Here is a 13,184-nt window from a genome sequence, read left to right on the forward strand (position 1 = left end):
GATTCTATTTGGACCGTCGGGAACTAATAGAAGGATTAGGAATCCACCTAATAGCGCAGTTGTTGAGGTTGTAATAATAATAGGTTTCCAAAATGATACATCAATAAAACATTTTAATATATGTGGAAAAGCAGTACCTAACACCAAAGCGCCTACCAAAAAGCTTAAGGACTTACCGAGACCTTTTTTGTAATAGTCTGAAGCGATTTTCATCCCAACTGGATAAATACCAGCAAGAAAAAAACCTGTTAAAAACCTAAATACTAAGAGGCTAGTCAACGTGTTTTCATCCCAAATGATAGCGCTATTACTTAAAGCACCAAGAACTGCTGATATAAAAAACACCTTGGATGGTGAAAATCGGTCAGCTATGGTAAGTATCGCAAATATTAAAGTGCCTACAATAAAACCAAATTGTACAGATGATGTTAAATATCCAATAGCTTCGTTGTTAAGGTCGAATACTTTTACAAGGTTACTCATAACAGCATTGCTAGCAAACCAGAGTGATGTACAACAAAATTGAGAAATCACAATAATTAAAAGAATGCCTTTTTTACTTGATATTAATTGTTTGGGCATTAAAAGAGGGTATCTAAAAACTGCTTAATACTTTTTTGATTAGCGCGTATTAATTCTGTTCTAGCGCTTTCTGTATCCTTAGGTTTTTTATCCTGTGATAATTTGAATTTACCTTCCCAAGAGGTGATTTCAATCTCAAACATTTCAATATAATTTAGATTGCGATCTAGTCTTGGATTATCTGGTTCTAACACATATTTATGATCTGGAGTTTCAAGAAACTCAGTCATAGTGATTAAGGATTGTTTTAAAGCAGCTTTACTTTCTATAGCTTTTACATGTCCTTTGAGGTGTAATTTAATATAGTTCCATGTTGGTAATTGTGTGGTGCTAAACAAGCTAGGTGATATGTAACATTCTGGTCCTGAGAATAGAATGGTAACGTCATTACTATCTTTTAAAAGCTGTGCTTGCGGATTATTAATATCAATATGACCAATGAGTTTCTCGCCCTCTAAAATTAGCGGTAAATGCGTTATCAATGGCTTATTATTTTCTATGGAAATGAGTGTAGCTAAAGGATACGTCTTAATAACCTCATATAAATGCGCTTTGTCATTATCCTGATGATGTTTTGGCGGGTAATTCATTTTATATATTAATTGTGTTTGAAATTTACAATTATTGTGTAATTAAAAAGAGATTATTTTGAAATAATGATTTCGGGTAGTTGTCAAAATAATACATCAATATTATTCATAATTATTTAGCTAATCAAAGGATTAAAAGGTTTGAAATATTTTCATAATCCAAAACAAATCATTAAAATATCGATGAAATGTTAATTTTAAGCGATGAATTGCTTATTTTCACGATCCCTAATAACTCATTTATGAAAGTTCAACAGCTATCCATTACTCAAGATAATTGGATCGAGAGTTTAGAATCTATTAATATTGATGCTAATTTATTCTTACTTTTTGTATCGCCTGAGTTTAAATTGACTAAAGAACTTTTAAGTTCTTTAGTCAAAAGTCATCCTAATGCCATAATCACGGGATGCTCGACTGCAGGAGAAATATCAGACGTTACCGTCAAGGATAAAACTATATCCTTAACCGCCATCCAATTCCAAAAAACTAATTTAAATAAGGTCTCTGTTAAAATAAAATCTATGGATCGCAGTTTTGAGGCTGGTCAAAAAATAGGAAGCCAACTTTACAGTACAGACTTAAAGCATGTAATTGTTCTCAGCGACGGATTAAATGTTAATGGAGCAGACTTAGTTTCTGGTTTAAAATCAAAACTACCTAATGTAAGTATTACTGGTGGGTTGGCAGCCGATGGATCTGCCTTTGATAAAACATATATAATTGAAAATAATGAAATGTGTGACAAGACCATCATTGGTCTTGGGTTTTATGGAGAAGATTTAAAAGTAGGTTTTAGCTCTAGGGGAGGATGGAATAGTTTCGGGATTGAAAGGTTGGTTACTAAATCTCATAAAAATGTATTGTTTGAGTTAGATGGTTTGCCAGCTTTAGAAATTTATAAATCATTTTTAGGGGACGAAGCTCAAAATCTTCCAAGTTCAGGTCTCTTGTTTCCGTTGAGCATGAGAAACAGTGAAAATGAAACTCCTTTAGTAAGAACGATATTGGCAGTTAATGAAGAAGATCAAAGTTTGACTTTTGCGGGTAATATACCTCAAAAATCGTATGTCCGATTAATGAAAGCAAACATAGATCGATTAATTGATGGTGCTGAAGACTCTGCTATTTCTGCTAAACAACATGTCAATGAATCATGTGAATTGGCAATACTTATAAGTTGTGTTGGTCGAAGACTGGTTTTAAAACAATTGGTTGAGGAAGAAGTTGAAGTTGTAAGAGGCATTTTGGGTAATAAGCCAAAAATAACAGGATTTTATTCTTATGGAGAAATTGCACCATTTGGTGAGTTTTCACCTTGTGAATTACACAATCAAACCATGACTATAACAACACTTTCGGAATGTTAAATAATGAATATCATCGATTATTAAAAAGACAGCTTCGAAAAGCTAACTTAAATCTCTTGGCTAATCCAGATTTTGCCATTTTTTTAAACTCGGTTAATGATGCCTATAATAGTTTTGATAAGGATGTAAAGCATGTTGAAAATATTCTTGAGGAAAGTTCTAAAGAATTATTTGTAGCTAATCAAAAATTAAGAAATGAAAGAGACGTTTCTAAAACTAAATTAGAGAATCTAATTGATAATGTTAAAGGTGTTATTTTTGAAACTGATCTTAATGGAAACTTCACTTTTTTAAATACTGCTTGGGAAGAATATTCAGGATTTACAATAGAAAATTCGATTGGTAAATCTTTTAAAGATTTTCTAAAAGGAATAAGCATAGAGGGTAATAAAGAGTTTAGTGCGTTGTTTTCTAAAGACAACAAGTATATTGAATTTATTTTTCATAAAGAAAAAGAAGGAAAATTAATGTGGTTTGAATTGAAGTGTAAACTTATAAAAGGTCATGATGGTTTATCCAAAGGTTTTACTGGTATTATGGTAGATATAACTAATTTAAAATCTACAGAAATAGAATTGCACAAAGCAAGTAAATCTAAGGACGAATTTTTATCTACCATGTCTCATGAAATTAGAACACCTCTAAATGCAGTTACCGGTTTAACAAATATTTTGTTAATGGAAGATCATTTGCCAGAACAGGTTATAAATCTAAAAGCATTAAAATATTCTGGAGAGCATTTATTAGGTTTGATTAATGATTTATTAGATTTTGATAAGATTAAGTCTGGTAAAATGAAGGTGAATGAAAAAGTGTTTAGTCTTAATAATTTTTTAGAAAATATTAAATCCCATTTTGTATTAAGAACCCAACAAAAAGGTATAGAATTTGATATTATTAATGAAAATCAACTACCTAACAATATTATTGGTGATAAACTAAAACTTACTCAAATAATAAATAATTTATTGAGCAACGCTTTAAAATTTACAGCAACAGGAAGCATCATCATTAAGATTAAAAATTTAGGGATAAGTCATAATAAAATAAATCTCCAATTTAAGGTCATAGATACTGGGATTGGAATACCACAAGAAAGACAGGGTAGTATTTTTGAAAGCTTCATGCAAGCTAATTCTGAAACATCGGTAAAATATGGAGGTACTGGGTTGGGATTATCAATCACCAAAAAATTATTGAATTTGCAAGGCAGTGATTTAAACGTGGAGAGTGAAGAAGATAAAGGCTCCAATTTCTCTTTTCAAATTACCTATAAAGTCACTAATAGATTAAATCTTTACGAACCAGAAATGGTTAAAATTCAAACAGATTATGAGCCGTTAAACATGAATGTTTTGGTTGCTGAGGACAATAAGATGAACGTGCTTATTATGGAACGATTTCTTGAAAAATGGAAAGTAAATTATAAAATAGCATTTAATGGTAAAGAGGCACTCGAGTATATCCAAAATTCAGAAGTAGACTTTAATCTTGTATTAATGGATTTACAAATGCCTGAATTAAATGGATATCAAACAGCAGAAATTATTAGAAGTCTAGAAGATGAAACAAAAGCAAATCTACCAATAATCGCCCTAACCGCTTTTGCACAAACAGATATTAAAGAAAAAACAAAACTTCATAAAATGGATGGATTTATGGGCAAACCTTTTAATCCAAGAGTACTATACGAGTTACTAAAAAAATATAGTAATAAACCTAATATTGTAAAGGTTACTTAATTTACTTCTAAATAGTATTTGTAAAAAGGTCATGTAACTTGTTATGAGATGCCAGCTCTATATGTGCTGTCTACTAAAATACACAATAAGATGATACGTAAAGTTATCTAGATAACAATTCTTATTCTTTTTGAAAATTATGTAGATTTACTACATGGACGAAAAACCATCATCTTTTTCGATAAAAAATTGGTCTCAAGGTGATCAACCTAGAGAGAAACTTAGAGATAAAGGTAAAGCCAGCTTAAGTGATGCAGAATTAGTTGCTATACTTTTGGGCTCTGGTAACAGAGAAGAAAGTGCTGTAGCCTTAAGTAAGCGCATATTAGCAAGTGTTGACAATAATCTTAATGCTCTTGGAAAACAATCTTTAAAGCAACTCATGACCTTTAAAGGTATTGGAGAGGCAAAAGCAATTTCAATTGCTGCTGCGATGGAACTTGGTAGACGACGACGAGGAGAAGAAGCACTTCAACAAATGAAAATTACATCTAGCGCCTCTGTTTTTGAGTTTATGCAACCTATAATTGGAGAGTTGCCACATGAGGAATTTTGGATTGTTTATCTCAATAATTCTAACAAAGTACTCCAAAAACATCAACTTAGTAAAGGTGGTATAACTGGGACTTTGGTCGATGTTAGGTTAGTTCTTAAGACAGCTCTAGAAGTTGGTGCAGTAGGTTTAATATTGGCACATAATCATCCTTCAGGAACTTTGAAACCGAGTGAAGCAGATAAAAATTTAACTCAAAAATTAAAAGAAGCTGCGCAAAGTTTAGATATTAAAGTCTTAGATCACCTTATTGTAACTGAAAAAGCATATTTTAGTTTTGCAGATGAAAACATATTATAACCTAAGCTATATTTAAACTAACTTGCTACTCGTTTATACACATAAAATCACACCTAGAGTTCGCTATGCCTTTAAGCATTTGTGTACTAGAGTTCTTGGTATACCTGTTTCTTTTACGACTACAATAGAAGATTTTATTGCACATGACAGTATGAAAATGTCGTATACACGACAGCCACTAAGTAATGAGGTTTTTATTAGGAATCACGAGTTGCTTTTTGAGCAAGGTTTATCAGATATAGATATTAATGTGCAAAACTGGAATGATACAAAATGTTTTTTCCCTACAGGAGAAAAGAGCGCATTGCCTTTTGATATTTTTGCAGCATCCTTTTATTTGTTGAGTCGTTATGAGGAATATCTACCGCATGTAAAAGACGCGTATGGACGATTTACGGCAACAGAAAGTTTAGCTTATAAAGAGAATTTTTTAAAACAACCAGTTGTTGATATTTGGGCTTATAGCCTAAGAGACCTCTTAGAACAAAAGTTTAAAGATTTCACGTTTCCGAAGAGAAAATATAACGTACAACCAGTTATAGATGTGCCTGTAGCTTATTACTTTAAACAAAAGGGCTTATTACGAACTGTAGGAGGTTGTTTAACAGATTTGTTTCGATTTAAATTGCGAAGTTTATATCAACGAATTTTAGTCTTATTTGGATTTAAACGAGATCCATATGATACGTTTAAATGGATAATAAATAAACAAAAACAATATAAATTCAAGTTTATAGTGTTCTTCTTAATTGGTGATTATTCTACGTATGATAAAAATATAAATATTAATAAAAAGAAGTTTATATCGCTTATTAAGTCAGTTGCAGACTATAGTAAAATTGGGTTAAAGGCTTCTTATTTTTCACTAAATGATATTACAATTCTCAAAAAAGAGAAGAAAAAAATAGAATCTATTACGAACTACGAATTAGAAGCTACAAGAAATTCCTTCTCTAAAATAAATTTGCCAGTATCGTATCGCAATTTGATAGCGCTTGAAGTAAAGAAGGATTTTACGATGGGTTATCTAGATCATTTTGGATTTAGAGCAGGGACCTGCACACCGTTTTTGTTTTATGACTTAGACTATGAAACGCAATCGCCATTGCTTGTCAATTCGTTTCATTGTCTAGATTACACATTGTTGAAATATCAATCGCAATTGGATAAAAAAGAAGAGCTACAAGATCTAATTAATACAGTTAAAAAAGTCGATGGAACGTTTACACCCGTTTTTCACAATTATTCATTTGGACCTGATGGCAGATGGGCAGGGTTTAAGCAATTATTTACTCAAATATTGGATTCTGTAGACGAATCACCATCATAATAATTTTTAAATATTGTTCCATACCATTCAAATACATCAAACAATTTACAAATGAAATTAAACGGAATTAAACATATATTTTTTGATCTAGATCATACCCTTTGGGATTTTGATAAAAACTCAGCATTGACATTTGAAAAAATATTTCAAGTTCACTCTTTAAATCTCAATACTAATGATTTTTTAAAGGCTTATGAGCCTATAAATTTAAATTATTGGAAACTCTATAGAGAAGAGAAAATAGATAAAGAGAATTTAAGATATAAGCGTTTAAAAGACTCTTTTGATGCCATCGGTTTTAGAGTCTCTGATGATATTGTAAATCAATTATCAGAGGATTATATTACATATTTGACTACTTTTAATCATCTTTTTGACGGTGCTTTAGATGTTTTGGATTATCTCCAGAAAGCGTATGATTTGCATATTATTACTAACGGTTTTGAAGAGGCACAACAGCGAAAAATGAATAATTCTAATATTTCGAAATATTTTAAAACCATCACAAACTCTGAATCTGCAGGAGTGAAAAAGCCTAATCCAATTATCTTTAATCATGCCTTAGAAGTTTCTAAAGCTAATCCAGTCCACAGTATTATGATTGGTGATAATTATGAAGCTGATATTTTAGGTGCTATCGGTGTTGGGTTGGATGTGATTTTATTTAATTATCATAATTATAATGCAGAGCCTCATATTAAACAAGTGACTCAACTTGTTGATTTAAAAAAGTACCTATAAGCACCTCATTATATATTGGTGTTTTTATTTGTATTCTACTGGAAATATTTAGTTGGAATTACAAAATATTTCTAAATCGCAAAGTGTATCTTTACAATTCGTGATGAACCTAATTTTATTCAGATGACTAGATTGCTTTATATTCTTATATGCTTTATTACCTTTCAAACGCAACTTGCTGCGCAGGTTTCTCTAAATTCTTATAAGTACATAATTGTACCAAAGCAGTTTGATTTTTTGAACTCACAAGATCAATATCAAACAAGCTCGTTAACTAAATTTTTGTTTAATAAATATGGGTATACCGCTTTTTTTGATGACGATGATTTGCCACAGGATTTAAGTGAAAATAGATGTTTAGGTTTGAAATCTGATATTAAGAAAATGAAAGGGTTTTTGATTACTAAATTGCAAATTGATTTAATAGATTGTAATGGGAATATTGTTATGAGTTCTGATATAGGAGAGACTAAAGTAAAAGAATATAAAAAGTCTTATCAAATAGCCATAAGAGATGCTTTTACGACCTTCCAATTTTTGGATTACAACTATATTGCAAACGAAGATATTATAGTTTCTGAAAGAAACAATACGTATGCTTCTGAAGTAAAACAAATAGAAAAACTTAAAAAAGAGGTTGAACGATTAAAGGCCAAGAATGATAAAGTACAGCCGATTTCCGAAGTAAAAGAACCTGTTGTGTCAACGACAGTTAAGAACCTGAGAGAAGAGGTAAAGCAGGTTGTTAATAAAACTGTAATACCTGAAATTCCATCAGCATCAAAACCTGAGATTCTTTATGCTCAACCCATAGATAACGGATTTCAAATTGTAGATACGCAACCTAAAAAAGTTATGGTTTTATTAAATACGGGTACTCCTAATATCTATATCGTAAAGGGTAAAGATGCTATTGTATATAATAAAGAGGGCTCGTGGGTTTATGCTCTGTATACTGAAGGAAATTTAGAATTAAGCGTAATAAATCTCAAATTTTAGTAATCATATTTGTCTTTCCAGCGTAGTTTTAAAAACTCGCGTTGAGCGTTTTCTCTAGCATTATTTCCTGGACTATACAATTTGGTGTTCTTTATGTCCTCTGGTAAAAATTCATGCGCCACAAAATTGTTGTTATAATCATGAGCATATTGATAATTATCTCCATGTCCTAATTCTTTCATGAGCTTGGTTGGTGCATTTCTAACAGATAGAGGTACAGATAAATCCCCTGTGTCTTTAACCAACTTTTGTGCTTTACCTATGGCCTCATAAGCAGCATTGCTTTTAGGTGAAGTTGCTAAATAAGTAGCACATTGACTTAGAATAATTCTAGATTCTGGATACCCAATAACAGAAACTGCTTGAAAGGCATTATTAGCAATAACTAAAGCTGTTGGGTTGGCGTTACCAATATCTTCACTAGCTAGAATTAATAAGCGACGTGCAATAAACTTAACGTCTTCACCACCTTCTATCATTCGTGCGAGCCAGTAAACTGCTGCATTAGGATCACTGCCTCTTATAGATTTTATAAATGCAGAAACAATATCATAGTGTTGTTCTCCAGATTTGTCATATCGTACAATATTATTTTGAACGCGTTGTGAGATAAGGTCATTGGTAATTATAAGGTTTTCATTTTGATCAAATGATGTTACAATAAGCTCAAACAAGTTTAGTAATTTTCTGGCATCTCCTCCAGAAAGTCTAATTAAAGCCTCTGTTTCTTGTAGTGTTATGTTGCGCTCTTTGAGTATCACGTCTTCTTTTAGTGCACGATTTAAAAGGGCTTCTAAGTCGGCTTTTGAAAACGATTTTAAAACATAAACCTGACAGCGAGATAGAAGTGCAGGTATGACTTCAAAACTTGGGTTTTCTGTGGTTGCCCCAATCAATGTCACCCAACCTTTTTCTACTGCTTGTAATAATGAATCTTGTTGAGACTTACTAAACCTATGAATTTCGTCAATAAATAGAATAGGGTTTTTAGTTGTAAATAAACCACCACTTTGCTTTGCCTTATCTATAACTTCTCTAATATCTTTTACACCGCTATTTATAGCACTCAGCGTGTAAAAAGGACGTTTAGATTCATTAGCGACAATATTAGCTAATGTTGTTTTCCCTGTTCCTGGAGGTCCCCAAAAAATCATAGAGGCAATAACACCTTGGTTTAATTGTTGTGTCAAAACGCCAGTTTTACCCACTAAATGAGACTGACTTAAATAATCATCAAGTGATTGCGGTCGTAATCGTTCTGCTAAAGGTTCGTTCATAATGTAAAATTACAAAAAATGAATGTGACAATATTTCATAGTTTTGATAAATGGAGAGCATTTTGCTAAATAGATTATAATATGAGTAATCAACAACAATTTAAATATTCAACAGGAGTTATAGCGTACCCTCTGTTTTTTGTACTATCAATTTGGATGGTCTTCTGGATGCAAGTGCGATTTTTTCCATCTATAAAACGCTTAGGTGTTTATCCTCAGCAGCTGGAAGGACTGCTTGGTATCTTTACAAGTCCCTTCATTCACGCAGATATAGAGCATTTGTATCATAATAGTATTCCTCTTTTTATTTTATCGGTCGCACTATTTTATTTCTACAGAAAAATCTCTTGGAAGGTTATTATCTTCGGAATAATACTTTCTGGTTTATTTACTTGGGTCATTGGCAGACCAGCAAATCACATTGGTGCCAGTGGGTTAGTTTATGTACTCGTTAGTTTTATCTTTTTTAAAGGAATTTTCGCAAAGCATTTTAGGTTGATAGCCTTGTCGCTAATTGTTATTTTTCTCTACGGAAGTATGATTTGGTACGCTTTTCCTGTAAAGGATGGTATGTCTTGGGAAGGACATCTTGGTGGTTTACTCTCTGGATTATTGTTCGCTATAGTGTTTAGAAAAGCCATCGCAAAGCCTGAGCGTTATGTTTGGCAGCAACCAGACTATAATGAAGAAGATGACCCTTTTCTACGGCATTTTGATGAAAACGGTAACTTTATGGAAATCAAAGAGCCAGAAGTAGAGGAGGAGCCAATTTCCGAAGATATTAACTCACATATTACTTATGTTTTCAAAGAAAATAAAGACGATTAACGACGTTGTCTAATAGCTTCATATAAAAAGGCACCACAAGCAACTGAAACATTAAGAGATTCAATTGCTCCCATTAGAGGAAGTTTCGCTCTTTCATCTGATACTTTTATAACTGACGGATTTATACCTTTACCTTCAGATCCCATGATGATTGCACAAGGCTCTTTGAACGAGATATCATAAACTGTATTATCTGTTTTTTCTGTGGCCGCAATGACTTTTATACCACTTGCTTGCATATGAAAAACAGCATCTTTAATGTGGTCAACCTTGCAAATAGGAATTTTAAATATCGCGCCTGCACTCGTCTTTATAGCATCACCATTTACGGGAGCACCACCTTTTTTTTGGATAATAATACCAGAAACGCCTGTACATTCTGCTGTTCGAACAATAGCTCCAAAATTACGAACATCGCTTAGCTGATCTAATAATAGAAATAAAGGAACTTTACCAGATTCTATAACGCTAGTTACTAATTCTTCAATATCATGAAATGTAATGGGAGCTATTTGGGCAATAACACCTTGATGATTCTTTTTTGACAACCTGTTTAATTTTTCTACAGGCACATAAGAACTATTTAGTCGTTCTTTGTTCAACAAGTGTTCTAGCTCAGTAAAAAGTTCTCCTCGCAAACCTTTCTGTAAAAATATTTTATCAATATTTTCACCAGATTTTATTGCTTCAATTACTGCTCTTATACCAAAGATGGTCGTTTCTTTTTCCATGGCTCAAAGATATAAAAAAACCATTCTAAAAATAGAATGGTTTTTTTATATTATACTTCACATTTATTTTTTCATAATCTTTTTACTAATACTTCGATATCCAGAGCATGTTTGCAAAAAAAAACAGATGCTAATCTTAAATGCTTATATATTTATTACAGCTTAATTTTTACTGTTCATAATTATAGTTTTTCGCTATTAATATTATTAGAGCATTAGTTTTTTAACAGTCTCTTTTCTTTTATTGATAATCTATAATCTGCAAATCGACCTTGCGCAATTTGAGTGTTATTGCTATCAGTAATAGTGTAGGTGTTTCCAGTTTTTTCTACAAAGAAAGAGGTAATAGCGTTTCCGTTTCCATCACTTAATCCTCCATCATTCAGGGGGAAAATTGATGATAAATCAACAGATTCTAAAAACACTCCAGCTTTCAGGAAATCTATAGATACTGGAATATTATTGCCATCTACTGAAGTATTACCATTGGAAGTCCAAAAACTGGCATCAATTGTATAAATACCATCTGTATCAGAACTAAGAATGATTAGTTCTTCGGGACAGTCATTATAGCTTGTTTGTACATATGCACCATCAAAAATTAATTCTAAATCCATATCTAATCCAGAATTAATATCACAAGGATCTGCAGCACTATCAAGATAGTCTCCGGCCCAATTCAATCGTGTCACTAAATCATTTCCGACAAAGTCATTAATTGTTAGGGTAACATCCTCTTGTATTGTGGCTTGCATTAATGACGTGGCAGACAGTCTTAAATTTATGGTTTGAGTTCCGTCTTGAATAAAATCCTGAAGGGTTTCAATATTCAATTCAATAGTTTCAGTAAATGCAGGAAAGGAGGCTATATATCCTGATCCTCCTTGATAGCCATATTCAAAATAACCAGATTCAAACCAAGTAGGATAAGGAACTTCAATAGCTTCAAATTGAACTCTATCATAAAAACCATTTCCAGTCGTTGCATCTCCATCGGTCGGGTTTGCTGTGACCACCGGGTTTCCATCGAGATCTAAGATATCAATTCTAATATCTATTTTTTCAGAAACGGCATATTCTACATCGAGTATAAAAGTTGCGGTTTCTCCTTCAGTTACTGTAACAGAGTTACTAATCACTGCTAACTCTGGCTTCCCGCGTCTTGCAATTGAGTCATCATCTTCACATGAAAATGTAATGATACTTAGGAGGAAAATTAGAATTAAAGAGCAACTTATTTTTTTATTTATATTTTTCATATTTATTTATATATTAAAGTGGTGTGTAAACTGATACTCCATTCTCGCCATAAGCTTCGCAAAACCATGATATGGTAACAACACCTGTATCTGAATCAACAGCATTAACGCCTCCTTCTAAAGGTATGACTGCGCCATAACCATCGGTTTGACCTTGCCAAGAGATATCTCCACAGTTTTCTGAAAATATAACATCAAAACTAGTAGGTCCAGTACCATAAGCATCAGCATAAAGACCAGAACTGTATAAGCCGCTAGACATATCAAATACTCTGTATAAACCGTCTCCCAAGGCTTCGATTTCAATATCTATCGTAAGCGGATTAGAGTCTGGTAAGAAATCGTGATAACCAAAAGTTGTTGTCACATTATACAGGCCTCCAATATCAGAAAAACATATCCCATTAATCGTTATAGCTAATGTTTCAAATTGACTGCCCACTGTTGCATTGTTATCTGCTGAAGTGATTTTTAAAACAAGAGTTTTTGGGTTATCTAGATCGATATTATCAGAATAAAAATTGATATTAAGCGTCCCAAATTCTCTATTTTCAGGAATGGTTATGGATTGAGAATTGTCAACAAAATCATAATCTATTCCAAGGACAGCTGTAGAAGTCTGATCGACTTCAAAATTCACTGTAATACTAGGATTGCTAGAGAAGTCTTCCCCTCCAAATAAAACTATATTTTCGCTATACATGTTTACCGCTCCATCTGTAAGAAAAGCGGGAGACGCTTCAGCATTATCAAAACCTACAACAAAGGGTGTGTTCGATAGGTCAGCTTCTAATTGCTGAGGATTATCGTCTATATTACAAGACACCATAAATCCGGCGCCTATAATTGTAAATAAAATAAATTTAATTTTTTTCATAATTT

Annotated in this window: 13 protein-coding genes; 7 read left to right on the top strand and 6 right to left on the bottom strand. The window is 32.4% G+C overall.

Annotation, left to right across the window (positions count from 1 at the left end):
* Both ACJAZK_RS08385 and ACJAZK_RS08390 read right to left on the bottom strand, forming a co-directional pair.
* Positions 1 to 567, bottom strand: a 567-nt coding sequence (locus tag ACJAZK_RS08385) for an MFS transporter (protein WP_415223600.1), incomplete at its 3' end; no start/stop codon positions are given.
* 14 nt (positions 568 to 581) lie between these two features.
* A complete protein-coding gene (locus ACJAZK_RS08390; protein WP_415223547.1) occupies positions 582 to 1,172 on the bottom strand; it encodes an FMN-binding negative transcriptional regulator in 591 nt (196 codons plus the stop codon).
* A 188-nt stretch (positions 1,173 to 1,360) separates the two neighbouring features.
* Between ACJAZK_RS08390 and ACJAZK_RS08395 the strand changes: the two genes are divergently transcribed.
* The 6 genes from ACJAZK_RS08395 to ACJAZK_RS08420 all read left to right on the top strand — a co-directional run bounded on the left by ACJAZK_RS08395 (position 1,361) and on the right by ACJAZK_RS08420 (position 8,207).
* The gene (locus ACJAZK_RS08395) at positions 1,361 to 2,542 is read left to right on the top strand and encodes an FIST signal transduction protein (RefSeq protein ID WP_415223548.1); all 1,182 of its coding nucleotides are present in this window, start codon (positions 1,361 to 1,363) and stop codon (positions 2,540 to 2,542) included.
* Positions 2,536 to 4,284 carry an ATP-binding protein gene (locus ACJAZK_RS08400; RefSeq protein ID WP_415223549.1) on the top strand — a complete coding sequence of 583 codons (1,749 nt, stop codon included), beginning with the start codon at positions 2,536 to 2,538 and terminating at the stop codon, positions 4,282 to 4,284. The genes ACJAZK_RS08395 and ACJAZK_RS08400 overlap by 7 nt, the downstream gene beginning before the upstream one ends.
* Before the next feature lie 154 nt (positions 4,285 to 4,438).
* Complete coding sequence (gene radC / locus ACJAZK_RS08405) at positions 4,439 to 5,137, top strand: RadC family protein (RefSeq protein ID WP_415223550.1); 699 nt, start codon at positions 4,439 to 4,441, stop codon at positions 5,135 to 5,137.
* Positions 5,138 to 5,159: 22 nt separating this feature from the next.
* Complete coding sequence (locus ACJAZK_RS08410; RefSeq protein WP_415223551.1) at positions 5,160 to 6,467, top strand: polysaccharide deacetylase family protein; 1,308 nt, start codon at positions 5,160 to 5,162, stop codon at positions 6,465 to 6,467.
* A 51-nt stretch (positions 6,468 to 6,518) separates the two neighbouring features.
* Positions 6,519 to 7,208, top strand: coding sequence for a YjjG family noncanonical pyrimidine nucleotidase (locus tag ACJAZK_RS08415; protein ID WP_415223552.1), 690 nt, complete (start codon positions 6,519 to 6,521; stop codon positions 7,206 to 7,208).
* A 282-nt stretch (positions 7,209 to 7,490) separates the two neighbouring features.
* Entirely contained in the window at positions 7,491 to 8,207 is a 717-nt protein-coding gene (locus tag ACJAZK_RS08420; RefSeq protein WP_415223553.1) for a hypothetical protein, read from the top strand.
* On the opposite strand, the gene ACJAZK_RS08425 is transcribed toward ACJAZK_RS08420, so the two are convergent.
* Complete coding sequence (locus ACJAZK_RS08425) at positions 8,204 to 9,484, bottom strand: replication-associated recombination protein A (protein ID WP_415223554.1); 1,281 nt, start codon at positions 9,482 to 9,484, stop codon at positions 8,204 to 8,206. The genes ACJAZK_RS08420 and ACJAZK_RS08425 overlap by 4 nt on opposite strands.
* Positions 9,485 to 9,565: 81 nt before the next feature.
* Between ACJAZK_RS08425 and ACJAZK_RS08430 the strand changes: the two genes are divergently transcribed.
* Positions 9,566 to 10,312 (top strand): rhomboid family intramembrane serine protease, encoded by a 747-nt coding sequence (locus ACJAZK_RS08430; protein WP_415223555.1) that lies wholly within the window; start codon positions 9,566 to 9,568, stop codon positions 10,310 to 10,312.
* Here ACJAZK_RS08430 and rlmB read toward each other — a convergent pair.
* From rlmB to ACJAZK_RS08445, 3 genes are all read right to left on the bottom strand, one after another.
* Entirely contained in the window at positions 10,309 to 11,043 is a 735-nt protein-coding gene (gene rlmB / locus ACJAZK_RS08435; RefSeq protein WP_415223556.1) for a 23S rRNA (guanosine(2251)-2'-O)-methyltransferase RlmB, read from the bottom strand. The two genes, ACJAZK_RS08430 and rlmB, sit on opposite strands and share 4 nt — an antisense overlap.
* Before the next feature lie 215 nt (positions 11,044 to 11,258).
* Positions 11,259 to 12,302 (bottom strand): hypothetical protein, encoded by a 1,044-nt coding sequence (locus tag ACJAZK_RS08440; RefSeq protein ID WP_415223557.1) that lies wholly within the window; start codon positions 12,300 to 12,302, stop codon positions 11,259 to 11,261.
* Between the two features lie 13 nt (positions 12,303 to 12,315).
* Entirely contained in the window at positions 12,316 to 13,179 is an 864-nt protein-coding gene (locus tag ACJAZK_RS08445; RefSeq protein ID WP_415223558.1) for a hypothetical protein, read from the bottom strand.
* Between the last annotated feature and the right edge of the window lie 5 nt (positions 13,180 to 13,184).

Origin of the sequence: Psychroserpens sp., from assembly GCF_047633235.1 — a bacterium.
Classification (GTDB): Bacteria; Bacteroidota; Bacteroidia; order Flavobacteriales; family Flavobacteriaceae; genus Psychroserpens.

Excerpts from the sequence above, each read along its gene's own strand:
- ACJAZK_RS08400 (WP_415223549.1), top strand. The coding sequence starts at position 2,536 with ATGTTAAATAATGAATATCATCGATTATTAAAAAGACAGCTTCGAAAA.
- ACJAZK_RS08390 (WP_415223547.1), bottom strand. The coding sequence starts at position 1,172 with ATGAATTACCCGCCAAAACATCATCAGGATAATGACAAAGCGCATTTA.
- rlmB (WP_415223556.1), bottom strand. The coding sequence starts at position 11,043 with ATGGAAAAAGAAACGACCATCTTTGGTATAAGAGCAGTAATTGAAGCA.
- ACJAZK_RS08445 (WP_415223558.1), bottom strand. The coding sequence starts at position 13,179 with ATGAAAAAAATTAAATTTATTTTATTTACAATTATAGGCGCCGGATTT.
- ACJAZK_RS08430 (WP_415223555.1), top strand. The coding sequence starts at position 9,566 with ATGAGTAATCAACAACAATTTAAATATTCAACAGGAGTTATAGCGTAC.
- ACJAZK_RS08440 (WP_415223557.1), bottom strand. The coding sequence starts at position 12,302 with ATGAAAAATATAAATAAAAAAATAAGTTGCTCTTTAATTCTAATTTTC.
- ACJAZK_RS08415 (WP_415223552.1), top strand. The coding sequence starts at position 6,519 with ATGAAATTAAACGGAATTAAACATATATTTTTTGATCTAGATCATACC.
- ACJAZK_RS08425 (WP_415223554.1), bottom strand. The coding sequence starts at position 9,484 with ATGAACGAACCTTTAGCAGAACGATTACGACCGCAATCACTTGATGAT.
- ACJAZK_RS08395 (WP_415223548.1), top strand. The coding sequence starts at position 1,361 with ATGTTAATTTTAAGCGATGAATTGCTTATTTTCACGATCCCTAATAAC.
- radC (WP_415223550.1), top strand. The coding sequence starts at position 4,439 with ATGGACGAAAAACCATCATCTTTTTCGATAAAAAATTGGTCTCAAGGT.